At 45.2% G+C, this 12282-nt stretch carries 13 protein-coding genes and 3 pseudogenes; all 16 read right to left on the bottom strand.

The window, feature by feature from the left end; translation table 11 throughout:
* Positions 1–14 precede the first annotated feature (14 nt).
* Positions 15–1343: an oligosaccharide flippase family protein gene (locus FIM25_RS02550; RefSeq protein ID WP_218961227.1), complete on the bottom strand. Its 1329-nt coding sequence runs from the start codon at positions 1341–1343 to the stop codon at positions 15–17.
* 14 nt (positions 1344–1357) lie between these two features.
* A complete protein-coding gene (locus FIM25_RS02545; RefSeq protein WP_139445978.1) occupies positions 1358–2065 on the bottom strand; it encodes a hypothetical protein in 708 nt (235 codons plus the stop codon).
* A 189-nt stretch (positions 2066–2254) separates the two neighbouring features.
* Positions 2255–2608 carry a hypothetical protein gene (locus tag FIM25_RS02540; RefSeq protein WP_139445976.1) on the bottom strand — a complete coding sequence of 118 codons (354 nt, stop codon included), beginning with the start codon at positions 2606–2608 and terminating at the stop codon, positions 2255–2257.
* A 91-nt stretch (positions 2609–2699) separates the two neighbouring features.
* A pseudogene (locus tag FIM25_RS17490) lies at positions 2700–2975 on the bottom strand (DegT/DnrJ/EryC1/StrS family aminotransferase); the annotation flags it as partial.
* A 394-nt stretch (positions 2976–3369) separates the two neighbouring features.
* Entirely contained in the window at positions 3370–4074 is a 705-nt protein-coding gene (locus tag FIM25_RS02530) for an Rpn family recombination-promoting nuclease/putative transposase (protein WP_139445974.1), read from the bottom strand.
* A gap of 260 nt (positions 4075–4334) precedes the next feature.
* Positions 4335–4565, bottom strand: a pseudogene (locus FIM25_RS02525) (N-acetyltransferase); the annotation flags it as partial.
* A gap of 155 nt (positions 4566–4720) precedes the next feature.
* Complete coding sequence (locus FIM25_RS02520; RefSeq protein WP_179953102.1) at positions 4721–5818, bottom strand: Rpn family recombination-promoting nuclease/putative transposase; 1098 nt, start codon at positions 5816–5818, stop codon at positions 4721–4723.
* Positions 5819–5914: 96 nt separating this feature from the next.
* On the bottom strand, positions 5915–6223 hold the full coding sequence (locus tag FIM25_RS02515; protein ID WP_246051972.1) for a cephalosporin hydroxylase family protein: 309 nt from the start codon (positions 6221–6223) through the stop codon (positions 5915–5917).
* Positions 6224–6267: 44 nt separating this feature from the next.
* A complete protein-coding gene (locus FIM25_RS02510; RefSeq protein ID WP_179953101.1) occupies positions 6268–7116 on the bottom strand; it encodes a PD-(D/E)XK nuclease family transposase in 849 nt (282 codons plus the stop codon).
* Positions 7034–7315, bottom strand: a complete 282-nt coding sequence (locus FIM25_RS17835; protein WP_179953100.1) for a PD-(D/E)XK nuclease family transposase — start codon at positions 7313–7315, stop codon at positions 7034–7036. Before FIM25_RS17835 ends, FIM25_RS02510 begins: the two co-directional genes overlap by 83 nt.
* A 96-nt stretch (positions 7316–7411) precedes the next feature.
* Entirely contained in the window at positions 7412–7720 is a 309-nt protein-coding gene (locus FIM25_RS02500; protein WP_246051970.1) for a cephalosporin hydroxylase family protein, read from the bottom strand.
* Positions 7721–7764: 44 nt separating this feature from the next.
* On the bottom strand, positions 7765–8568 hold the full coding sequence (locus FIM25_RS02495; protein WP_281279290.1) for a PD-(D/E)XK nuclease family transposase: 804 nt from the start codon (positions 8566–8568) through the stop codon (positions 7765–7767).
* 420 nt (positions 8569–8988) lie between these two features.
* A complete protein-coding gene (locus FIM25_RS02485; protein WP_425456376.1) occupies positions 8989–9702 on the bottom strand; it encodes a Gfo/Idh/MocA family oxidoreductase in 714 nt (237 codons plus the stop codon).
* 18 nt (positions 9703–9720) lie between these two features.
* Positions 9721–10030, bottom strand: a pseudogene (locus FIM25_RS17755) (Gfo/Idh/MocA family protein); the annotation flags it as partial.
* A gap of 174 nt (positions 10031–10204) precedes the next feature.
* On the bottom strand, positions 10205–11755 hold the full coding sequence (locus tag FIM25_RS02480; protein WP_139445961.1) for a DegT/DnrJ/EryC1/StrS family aminotransferase: 1551 nt from the start codon (positions 11753–11755) through the stop codon (positions 10205–10207).
* Positions 11756–12016 carry a hypothetical protein gene (locus FIM25_RS02475; protein WP_139445959.1) on the bottom strand — a complete coding sequence of 87 codons (261 nt, stop codon included), beginning with the start codon at positions 12014–12016 and terminating at the stop codon, positions 11756–11758.
* Positions 12017–12282: the final 266 nt, after the last annotated feature.

The following is a 12282-nucleotide window of genomic DNA, read 5'->3' as shown; positions in this document are numbered from 1 at the left end:
CATAGCTGTGTGTTTCATCTGATGGCCTCCCGTCCATGCCAAATACGAAACGGCGTACTATGCAGTCCCAGTAATCGATAAGCAGTCCAACTAAGCATTGCATACCCCCAAACCAGTGTTATGGCAGTTGCCAATGCAGCACCTATCATGCCCAAAAGCGGGATCAGTGCTATATTGAGCAGTGCATTAACTATTGCAGCCAACCCCAGGACTTTCAAGGAGGCTCGCTCCTGTCCCGTCATTTTTAGCAAGGTAAGTGAAATACCGAACCAGGCAAAGGATAACTGTCCCGTAGCCAAAATTAGCAAGGGTGTTATAGTGTCCTCGTAATTGATGCCAAAAACCATTCGTATTAGCCATTCGCCCATGAATAGAAGCATCAATAAAGCCAAAAGTGCAGCTAAAGCACTGATTCGACTTGTCAAAGTAACAAGTCGTTGCAACGATCTGTAATCGCCAGTAGCATGCAGGGCCGCAACCCGTGGACCAAGAACCATGGTTATTCCCATCAAAACAAACAATGTAATATCGGCAGCTTGAACCGCAATGCGGTACTGGCCGACATGAGATGCCGTAGTAAATAATCCGAGCAGGATGATATCAGTATATTTGATAATTTGCTGGGAACCTACTAACAATGCCAGTGTACCAACCGAACGCCACCAGATGGAAGCATGGTATTCTGGGGGATGCGTATAAATTTCAGGTGCTTTCAGCCTTTGGAACCACCAAAAACCAAGACATATAGCAACTATGCAGCTTACGACATTCCAGGCGATGGCTGTTGCCGGAGTCAGCCAGTGCGCCACAGATGCAACGCTAACCCCAATAATTAACACACCCGGCTTCACCAATGCTTCTACAGAGATACCCTTAACAGGCTCACCAATACCACGCATAAAAGCAGTGCGGAGAACACTGAGCGTCAAAGTCGGTATCAGTATTATACCCCATAAAGCAGCCCAGTATTCAGAAGAAGAAACCTGATCGGAAAAAATGAACAGGAGGACAGCCAAAAAAGCTGAAACAAATAGGCTTTGGACCAATGCTATGCGTAGGGTCCACTTTAAAACACCTTTTGCAAGCCCCCACTGCTGGGTTGCATAGGCGGCGGCAGTTTCCCGCATTGCCAGTGTAGAGATGCCAGCATAGGCTGGAAGTGTGGCTACTGAGGCAACTGCTAAAACAAAACTATACTGACCAAAACCCGTTGGCCCAAGAATGCGTGCTAAGATGACCGTAGTTAGGATAGAAAACATAATACTAACCACTTTTAATAGAAGAATAGCTGCGCTACTTGTCAAAAAAAGCTTATTCTCTGCTTTCTTACTTAATATCTCCACGATGGACTTATCCATTACTTGTCGAAGCAGCGCTTTACTGCGGATTTAATAGGCTGAGGAACAACTCGATAGCTCCACCGTGGCAAGGATGCTCTTAGATGATTAAGTACTTTTCTCATTCTAATGACATCTGGGTTCGCAATGTTGTAGCCTGTAATTTTTGATGCTACCGGACGATTTAGGACCACACGACCATCTAAAGGAAAAGTCAATCTATATCGCTGTGCTTTCAAAAAACCCGACAGGACTTCAGCAGATTTTTCATGACTGACAATATGTTCTTCTGAAAAGCCTATGAAATTAATTTCCTTGGCAAGCTTTAAGAGCAATGGCTTGTATTGCTGCTTAACTACAGGCTTGTGTAGCTTGGCGTGGTAAAGCAGTGAAAAAAAATGATGGATGGGATCAGGTGTCGGGATTGCATCTGAAGTCCATGCTTTTGATTGCAGCATATCCTTTTCCCACAAAGCATCATAGTATTCATCACCAACGCAGCGTATGTCTAACGGTACGCTCCTTTCCCCAATTTTGGTAACATAGCTACCAAAACCATTGCCTGTGGGGACTGCATTTGCAGCAGTGGCAAGAAGCTCCATGTCATCAGCAAGCATATCTATGTCTTTTTCCATGTCAAGCTGGTGGGGCAAATTCTGGAAGTTACGAAGAACAATATAATTACAGCAGTAGTTCAGGGTGCTGAAAAACACGGTAGCATTTTCCACCCATTAGCACCTATAAGATCGCAACAATTATTGTGTATGTTCCCATCCCATGGTCCATATTTTATTTCACTATGAATAGATGGCCCTAATAATAGCGTGCTTTGATGTAAATACTCCTGTGAATTAGACGAGCAGTGACAATAATTTCCACCAAATCGCTCTCGTAGCTGGCGTTTGCATTCCATCGCATTAAGGTTGGAGTTCTATATTACCCCCCAATGATTGATGGGGACCATACAATGGCTGTACATCTTCGCAAATGGCAATGAGAAAAGGCTTGCCGCCTACATCACAGAGCTTTGATCTCGGTCCGGCGGGTAAAAGACCATAAAAACGGTTAAGATTCGCGCCCCAATACTCTTCACTCCATTCACACATACTGGCATATTTTAAAATAAAGCGTTCGGATATAGTGTCTATAAACATCTCTATATCAGGCTTTTTTGTGGCTGCCCAAAGAATAAAAAGTTGCAGGTCATGCGAATTTTTTTGTTTATCAGGCTGAAGCGAAACACTGGTTTTCAAACCTATAGAGTTGTTCATACTTAATTTTTTCCTAGAAAAAGATTAGGTTACCATTTCATTAATGCTTAAGTATCAAGGTTCAAGTTGAGTGTAAAGGGTTTTCGACATTTCACATTATTGATATAACATTTGGAAAATCAGCAATCCTTTCCTCGATATGTGGCGTGACAATATCTGGGCATTCCGCCTGGATTTTTTGTGAATATTGTGTACCAATGCGGCCTCTTTTTTTCACCTCATCCGGAAAGATATCAAACTTGGCAAGGAGAATGGCCGCCTGCAGGGTATCCAGCCTGCCGTTAAAGCCTATTCGGGGATGATGGTATCGTCTGTCCTGACCATGCACACGGATTTCACGCATGGCTTTGGCAAGATTGTCGTCATCCGTAAAACAAGCTCAGCTATAGTGCATTTTCTTTGGACAACCCTTGGCCAACCAACCCATTTTCAAGACAAAGTGCAACCCAGTAATCATCACTTTTTTTCAATACGCTCATATAAAAATCCATGGCCATATTTATTTCTCCACATGTTACTTAATGGCAAAGGCTTTTAAGGGCCTGTATGGAAGGCAGGGTTTTGTAAGGGCAAGGCAATACCTGAAGACAGCCTCTTAAAAAGGGCTGTACTACTCTTTTTTCAAGCTCTGCTTCTACCTTTTCTTTTTTGCAAGAGTCACACTCTCTCACACCGACACCACAAAAATAACCCTCAAGGCATTAAACGGACACAAGACACACTCCTGGCTGAATGCGGTTTAAAAAGCAAAGCAAGAAGGCTTAATGTCTGGTAGCATCATCTTCCATCAGAAGATCCAGACCCTTGTCTCCTGCGGCAATAACAGCTCTTACCTGTTCGGGAGTGAGCCTTGTAATTCTGGCTATCTCTTCAGGCTTCATATTGAAATCCAGAAGCTCCATGATGGTCTGGAACTTCTCTTCATGCCGTCCTTTCTTTTCCGCAAAAAACAAAGCCGAATCATGATCCCGCTTCCATCTGATGTGAGAATCATAGGCTTCACGCATATGTTCGTCCTGGGTAAAGCTCAGGTACTTTTCTCTGGCGTTGGCTATCTGAGGATTGTTCTTCAAGATGTTTTCCATAATACCATCCTCCTTGTTCAGGCCTTCATTTTTGAGATAATAAAGCCAGTTGTCCAGACTCTTATCCAGATTGTAAGCAGTAATCTTGGGAAGTTCAAGGAAATGCAGGGAAAGGTGATCCGTCAAAAGCAGTTCCGGCGTATCCTTTTCACGGAGCATGAAGCAGAGGTGGTATCTATCCACATTCTTAAACATCTTAAAATCAAGGATATTGATGTAGACCACAGGACGCAGGGTAGAATAATTGTCCCCTGTAACCAGCTGATCCCCATAGAGGTCAGTCCAATAATACAAAGCCCGTTCCCCGAAAAAGCCCTTATCCGAGTTCTGCATTTCTATATCAATCCACCTGCCGTCAGAAGATTTTGCCTTGATATCCAGTTCGGTATGGAGACTGCCTCCATTCTCTTTGCAATACCCATTATATTAGGGAGCTGGATAAACAAGAATGGCCAGTCCTGATGTTAGAAATCCTCAAAGAGATAAATCAAAAGGTCAAGGATTCCGACGGCAAACTTGATGCACAGGAAAGTAACAACTACAGAAAAAAACAGAAAAATTCTGCTGGAGGCTGAAAAAGAATGCCCGCATCCCGGCACTGTTGGATGCCTTCTTCTCAATCAGTGTGTTCTACTGGGTCAACAGAAAACATCATCTTCAAGGGTTACATTATCATATACTGAGACATTGTTCTGGATTTTGCAGAAATCACCAATTATCACCTTATTGCCAACAAAAACATTCTGGCCCAGAGAAACGCCCTTGCCTATTTTTGCGCCACCGCACACATGCACCCAGTGCCAGATGCGGCTGCCCTCTCCGATTTCTGCGCCTTCATCCACAATGGCTGTGGGGTGAATCTGGTAATTCATGAATATTTCTCCTGGTTGCTTATTTAGTGGGGCTTCGAGAGCCTCAGCCACCAGAAATTCGAGCGCCTCAACCATCTAATATTCAAGGGGTAAAGCCACCTTTTTACCATCCCTTACGGAAACATTAAAAAGGGGGCAGAGTCCATTTTGAAAAATCAATCTAAATTGCGGATATCTTCATCACTAACTCCCAGCGTGAATATTATATCTGCATCAGAAAAACCCTTCTTACGCAATTGGAGGATGGAATTTTTCTTAAAAGCTTCTTTTTCTGCCCGTTCTCTTTCTTTTTCTGCCCGTTCTCTTTCTTTTTCTACCCGTTCTCTTTCCTGGGCCAGGAGGGCTGCCTCTTTTTCTGTTCGCTCTCTTTCTTTTTCTGTTCGCTCTTTTTCTTTTTCCGCTCGCTCTCTTTCCTGAGCCAAAAGAGCTGCCTTATTCTCAGCAGTAATCCTTTCCTGTTCGGCCATGAAGTGTTCGACCTCATGGCCCAGTCTAACAATTTCCTGCCGCATCTTTTCGGTCATGAACTCATTGGTCTTCTGAACACGGATGAATTCTTCCTGTACGCGGTATTTCTCACGGAGATGGTCATTTTTTGTGAAGGTCTCAATCATTTTATACACCTCCCGGATCATGGGGTTATGATTGATGCGTTCATCCAGGGGCATGGCATTGTCCTGGATGGTGCCAATGAAAAGCGTCCATTCCTCAAGCTCATTTAGGGGTCTGGCTTCGGCCTTTTTTTCAAGGCTGCGAAGATACTTTTCAAGTTCAATATAATACAGGTGCCAGTGATTGACGAGGGCTTTGTGTGTGCGGGTGTTGAGCATGGCATAATGATTGAACCAGAAATCCTCTTCTTCCGGTTTATCAAAAAGCGTACCCACAAGAATATGAATACCGTAGCAGGCTTTAAGGTCACTATAAAGGGCATCTTTGCCCTTCTCAAGCTGATCCCGGTACATACCTGCAAGGTAAAACTTGCTGCGGGGCGGATAATGAAAACCCGGATTCACCTGAACCTCCAGATTTACCCATTCACCGCTTAAGTCATCTTTGGCCCTGATATCAAGGATGCCCTGCTTTTCATTCTTGAAGGGCTCAGATTCATCAAAGGGATTCAGGATGGTCACATCGGAAAACTTTTTTGCAGGCGATGTAATGGCGTTAAGGAGGGCGATTAAAGGGGCTGTGCAGCTTTGCCTTCCAAAGATCCATTTAAAAACGATGTCATTGTAAATCTTTATTTCCATTGAAATCATTCCTTACAAAAAAGGAGGCTGAACAGGATTGAAGCGGGCTTTGAGGGCCTCAGCCACCGKGCTTTAAATGAATCTGGTTTAAGTTTTTCAGGCGATCTTTTTCAGATATCCGTCCGGTGCAACGGTGATCAGGAGCTTATGCTGGATATCCCTGTCCATTTCAAATTCCGGATGGGTTTTTAAATATTCCCACACAGCGGTTTTGGGATTGTTGCCCGGCCCCCAGGGTCTGTCCGGAAACATATTTTCGGGCATGTCTTCAATAATGGTATCAAAAACCACACAGTAGCTGCCAGTACTTACCAGAGACCCATAGGCATTAAGCTCCGCAAGCACATGGTCATGGGTATGCATGGAATCCAGACAGACAAGAATACGCTGATACTTCTTTGCCACATCATGCACCTTTGCAATGATGCATGGGTCATAGCAGGCTTTTTTTACAATCCTCTTACCACGGCTTCGGATATTCCCAGCATTGTTGCAATATCTTCGTCTGGCAATCCCTGATTACGCATCCCATGGATGGCTTTTTTCATAATGGCTTCCTTCTCAGCCCTTTCCCTTTCCTTCTCAACCCTTTCCCTCTCCTGAGCCTGAAGAGCCGCCTGTTTTTCAGCCCTTTCCTTTTCCTTCTCAGCCCTTTCCTTTTCCTTCTCAACCCTTTCCCTCTCCTGAGCCTGAAGAGCCGCCTTGTTCTCAGCAGTAATCCTTTCCTGTTCAGCCATGAAGTGTTCGACCTCATGGCCCAGCCTGATAATTTCCTGCCTCATCTTTTCAGTCATATACTCATTGGTCTTCTGAACACGGATAAATTCTTCCTGCACACGGTATTTCTCACGGAGATGGTCGTCTTTTGTGAAGGTCTCAATCATTTTATACACCTCCCGGATCATTGGGTTATGATTGATGCGCTCATCCAGGGGTCTGTCATTGTCCTGAATGGTGCCAATGAAAAGCGTCCATTCCTCAAGCTCATTAAGGGGTCTGGCTTCGGCCTTTTTTTCAAGGCTGCGAAGATACTTTTCAAGTTCAATATAATACAGGTGCCAGTGATTGACGAGGGCTTTGTGTGTGCGGGTGTTCAGCATGGCATAGTGATTGAACCAGAAACCCTCTTCTTCCGGCTTATCAAAAAGCGTACCCACAAGAATATGAATGCCGTAGCAGGCTTTAAGGTCACTATAAAGGGCATCTTTGCCCTTCTCAAGCTGATCCCGGTACATGCCCGCAAGGTAATATTTGCTGCGGGGCGGATAATGGAAGCCCGGATTTACCTGAACAGTCATCTTTGGCCCGGATATCAAGGATACCCTGCTTTTCATTCTTGAAGGGTTCAGATTCATCAAAGGGATTCAGGATGGTTACTTCGGAAAACTTTTTTGAAGGAGATGTAATGGCATTAAGGAGGGCGATCAAAGGGGCTGTGCAGCTTTGCCTTCCAAAGATCCATTTAAAAACGATGTCATTGTAAATTTTTATTTCCATTGAAATCATTCCTTACAAAAAAGGAGGCTGAACAGGATTGAAGCGGGCTTCGAGAGCCTCAGCCACCGTGCTTTAAATGAATCTGGTTTAAGTTTTTCAGGCGATCTTTTTCAGATATCCGTCCGGTGCAACGGTGATCAGGAGCTTATGCTGGATATCCCTGTCCATTTCAAATTCCGGGTGGGTTTTTAAATATTCCCACACAGCGGTTTTGGGATTGTTGCCCGGCCCCCAGGGTCTGTCCGGGAACATATTTTCGGGCATGTCTTCAATGAGGGTATCAAAAACCACACAATAACTGCCTGTACTTACCATCGGCCCATAGGCATTAAGCTCCGCAAGCACATGGTCATGGGTATGCATGGAATCCAGACAGACAAGAATGCACTGATACTTCTTTGCCACATCATGCACCTTTGCAATGATGCATGGGTCATAGCAGGCTTTTTTTACAATCCTCTTACCACGGCTTCGGATATTCCCAGTATTGATGCAATACCTTCGTCTGGCAATCCCTGATTACGCATCCCATGGATGGCTTTTTTCATAATGGCTTCCTTCTCAGCCTTTTCCCTTTCCTTCTCAGCCCTTTCCCTCTCCTGAGCCTGAAGAGCCGCCTTGTTCTCAGCAGTAATCCTTTCCTGTTCGGCCATGAAGTGTTCGACCTCATGACCCAGCCTGATAATTTCCTGCCTCATCTTTTCAGTCATATACTCATTGGTCTTCTGAACACGGATGAATTCTTCCTGCACACGGTATTTCTCACGGAGATGGTCATTTTTTGTGAAGGTCTCAATCATTTTATACACCTCCCGGATCATTGGGTTATGATTGATGCGCTCATCTAAGGGTCTGTCATTGTCCTGAATGGTGCCAATAAAAAGCGTCCATTCCTCAAGCTCATTAAGGGGTCTGGCTTCGGCCTTTTTTTCAAGGCTGCGAAGATACTTTTCAAGTTCAATATAATACAGGTGCCAGTGATTGACGAGGGCTTTGTGTGTGCGGGTGTTCAGCATGGCATAATGATTGAACCAGAAATCCTCTTCTTCCGGCTTATCAAAAAGCGTACCCACAAGAATATGAATACCGTAGCAGGCTTTAAGGTCACTATAAAGGCCATCTTTACCCTTCTCAAGCTGATCCCGGTACATACCTGCAAGGTAAAACTTGCTGCGGGGCGGATAATGAAAGCCCGGATTTACCTGAACCTCCAGATTTACCCATTCACCGCTTAAGTCATCTTTGGCCCGGATATCAAGGATACCCTACTTTTCATTCTTGAAGGGTTCAGATTCATCAAAGGGATTTAAGATGGTTACTTCGGAAAACTTTTTTGCAGGCGATGTAATGGCGTTAAGGAGGGCGATCAAAGGGGCTGTGCAGCTTTGCCTTCCAAAGATCCATTTAAAAACGATGTCATTGTAAATTTTTATTTCCACGAGAATCTTCCCTTACGGAAACGCCAATATGATTAAATTGCCTGAAATAGTCACGTATGTTCTCGATATACGCCAACATACGAAACCTAAGGTTTTAAACTCCAGGCCCTCCCACCCCTGCCCTGGCTTCGAGAACCTCAGCCACCGGGCTTTTGTAGGGACAGGGGCGCCATTATACCCTCACCCCTGCCCTCTCCCAGAGGGAGAGGGTGTCTTGATGAAAGCCTCAGCCGTCTAATATTCAAGCGGTAAAGCCACCTTTTTACCATCCCTTGCGGAAAGATACATGGCAATGAGTAACTCTAAGGTTTTCAGGCCTTCTCTACCGTCGGTTTCCGGATCAGCATTGCCCCGCAGGGTTTCTATCACATTGGAAAAATAAAGGGGATGACCAAAGCCATATACGGAAGTGGTCTGGTAACTGGCATCACCAATTTTTTCATCTTCGGGCAGCTTTTCCTCAAAATCCCAGTGCAGCACCTCATTCACCGCAACCCCGCCGATTTTGGCACTCCCCTTTTCTCCAAGAATGGTAATGCTACCCTCAAGGTTTTTCGGGTAGGTAAGCATGGAGACATTCAAGGTGCCAAGGGCTCCGTTACGCCAGCGAAGGATGGCAGCTCCTGAATCTTCCACCTCTATATCCCTGGCAAGGGTGCCGGTATAGGCCATGACACTTTCCACAGGGCCGATGAGCCATTCAAAAAGGTCAATATAATGACTGGCCTGGTTCATAAATGCTCCACCATCAAATTCCCAGGTTCCACGCCATTTTGCGCTGTCGTAATAATCCTGTGGTCTTGTCCAGAATACATTGATGGCTACAGAATAGATTTTTCCAAATCGCTTCTGCATAACGGCATTTTTTAAAAGCTGGAGGGTAGCATTGCGACGGTTCTGTTTTACAACAAAAAGACGCACACCTGCCCTGTCACAGGCTTCCACCATGGCAAGACCATCTTTCCAGCGGGTGGCCATGGGTTTTTCCGTCATAACATGAACCCCATGCTCCGCAGCAAGGATGATCTCCCGTGCATGAAGACCGCTTGGAGTACAGAGGCAGACAAGATCCGGTTTTTCCTTTTCGAGCATTTTCTGCATGGACCTGTAACCCGCAACACCGTAAGAGCTGAAGAAGGGTTGCATCCGTATCACATACGGCAACCAGTTCCATATTCTCCTTATGCTTTTCAAGGGAAGCAAAATGGTTTTTGGATATACGACCACAGCCCACAATGGCAGTGCGTATTTTTCTGTCCTTTATAAAACCGGGCATGGTATTCACTCCTTTTTAAAAAGCTGCTTCCAAGATTAAATATACCCGAAAATTGAGCCCTCACCCCGGCCCTCTCCCAAAGGGAGAGGGAGCCTTGAGGATGGCTGTTTTTCTCCTCTCTCCCTTCGGAAAAGAGAGACAAAAAATATTTTCATTCCAGAAATTGGCCTAAGATCAAACCCCTTTTTTCAGAACTTCCACAATCTTTTTGATGGTTTCTTCATCCAGAAGGGGATGCATGGGAAGACTCATCACTTTTTGGGCAAGGGTTTCGGATACTGGCAGGCTTGTCTTGTAATCCTCAAAAACAGGCTGATGATGAAGAGGAACAGGATAGTGCACAGCCGTAGGTATTCCATTTTGATTTAGTATTTTCTGAACGGCATCCCGATTTTCAACCTGCACAGTATATTGGGCATAAACGCTGGTGTTCCATTCCTCGATATAAGGCGTGACAATACCCAGGCATTCAGTCTGAATTTTTTCTGAATATTGTGTACCAATGCGGCCCCGTTTTTCCACCTCATCCGGAAAGATATCAAGCTTGGCAAGTAAAATGGCCGCCTGCAGGGTGTCCAGCCTGCCGTTAAAGCCTATTCGGGGATGATGGTATCGTCTGTCCTGACCATGCACACGGATTTCACGCATGGCTTTGGCAAGATTGTCGTCATCCGTAAAGCATGCTCCGCCATCGCCGTATCCGCCAAGTGGCTTTGATGGAAAGAATGATGTACAGCTGATGGTGGAGAGGGCACAGGATTTTCTGCTCTTGTATGTAGCCCCAAAGGACTGGGCTGCATCCTCAATCACAGGAAGATTATGCTTTGAAGCAATGGCATTGATGGCATCAAAATCCGCACACTGGCCATAAAGACTAACGGGCATGATGGCTTTTGTTTTGGGGGTAATGGCGGCTTCAATGAGATCCGGATTAATATTGTAGGTTTTAGGGCAGACATCCACAAAAACGGGCTTTGCCCCGAGAAGGGCTATGATTTCTGCTGTGGCTATGAAGGAAAAGGGGGTTGTAATGACCTCATCCCCTGTGCCTATGCCTAAGGCCATGAGGGCAACCATCAGGGCATCCGTACCGCTGGCAAGGCCAATGGCATATTTTGTACCTACATAGGCGGCAAGGCGTTCTTCAAGCTCTTTGACTTCCGGCCCCATGATGTATTGTCCATGGGCAAGGACTTTATGGATATTTTTTTCTAAGATTGGGCGAATGATGTGCTGCTGGGCGGCGAGGTCGATGAAGGGAATGGATTGACCTTCCTTTGACTGATCAATATAGGCGTCTGGTGTTAAAATCCGGGGATCTCCCCGTGAAAGCAGGCCCTGATCCCTGGTAATCAAGGCAATGGAACCCTTCCTGAAACGATCCAGAGAGCAGATGAGTTGCATATCCTCCGGGTCCTGATCTTCAAAGACATCACATTCACCCGAAAGGGCAGAAAGCCACTGGATATTTTCTGTAAAGACCTTCAGTTGCCTGGCTGCTATTTCCAGACAGGCTTTTCTGGAAATATTTTCTCCATTTTCCCTGGCCTGCTGCAGATGAACATTGGCAAGGGTATAGTGCAACGTCTGCACAGAACCCGCATAAACCCATACCTGCCCGCCGGATCTGCGGCAACACGCAATGGCTTCAAAGGACTTATCAAACCATGGCTTCCGTACAGCACAGACATCCAGTATTATATTAACATCAAGAAGAACATCCATCTACTGATCCTCGCGTATCTGAAAAGCATCCAGAGACTCGTTTTGCTTAAGTGAAAGCTCCGGCAGTGCTTTTTCATCCATATTCAATACACTCTTCTTAATTTTTTCCATTTTTGACTGCCAATCCATAAAGGGGTCTGACCCCTTTTCTGAATAGGCATATTCAGGAATTTCTATGCGTACCTTGAACACATCCTGCTTCAGGTGAAGATGGGGGGGCAGTTCAATGCGGCCTTTATTGTATATGGCTTCGATCTGCATAGTAAGCTCCTTGGTGCGGATTTAAAAAAAGGGCTTTCACCTGGTACCCTTTAGCCACAAGATATTTTGTGAGGTGAGAGCCGATGGAGCCGTCTACTCCGGTTAACAGATTTCATAGAATTTACTTTAACATCACATCAATATGTGTATCTGAAAAACCAAACTGGCTAAAAATTCTTATTACATAAGGCAGTAACAACTCACCAGCACCAATGTCTATGGGAACAACTCTTTTTTCAAGCTCTGCTTCTACCTTTTCTTTTTTA

This window comes from Desulfobotulus mexicanus, assembly GCF_006175995.1.
GTDB classification, from domain to species: domain Bacteria; phylum Desulfobacterota; class Desulfobacteria; order Desulfobacterales; family ASO4-4; genus Desulfobotulus; species Desulfobotulus mexicanus.
The sequence above is the reverse complement of the archived record's forward strand: the minus strand, read 5'-3'. Positions and strand labels throughout refer to the sequence as shown.

Excerpts from the sequence above, each read along its gene's own strand:
- FIM25_RS02540 (WP_139445976.1), bottom strand. The coding sequence starts at position 2,608 with ATGAACAACTCTATAGGTTTGAAAACCAGTGTTTCGCTTCAGCCTGAT.
- FIM25_RS02520 (WP_179953102.1), bottom strand. The coding sequence starts at position 5,818 with ATGGAAATAAAGATTTACAATGACATCGTTTTTAAATGGATCTTTGGA.
- FIM25_RS02510 (WP_179953101.1), bottom strand. The coding sequence starts at position 7,116 with ATGACTGTTCAGGTAAATCCGGGCTTCCATTATCCGCCCCGCAGCAAA.
- FIM25_RS17835 (WP_179953100.1), bottom strand. The coding sequence starts at position 7,315 with ATGGAAATAAAAATTTACAATGACATCGTTTTTAAATGGATCTTTGGA.
- FIM25_RS02485 (WP_425456376.1), bottom strand. The coding sequence starts at position 9,702 with ATGGTGGAAGCCTGTGACAGGGCAGGTGTGCGTCTTTTTGTTGTAAAA.
- FIM25_RS02480 (WP_139445961.1), bottom strand. The coding sequence starts at position 11,755 with ATGGATGTTCTTCTTGATGTTAATATAATACTGGATGTCTGTGCTGTA.
- FIM25_RS02475 (WP_139445959.1), bottom strand. The coding sequence starts at position 12,016 with ATGCAGATCGAAGCCATATACAATAAAGGCCGCATTGAACTGCCCCCC.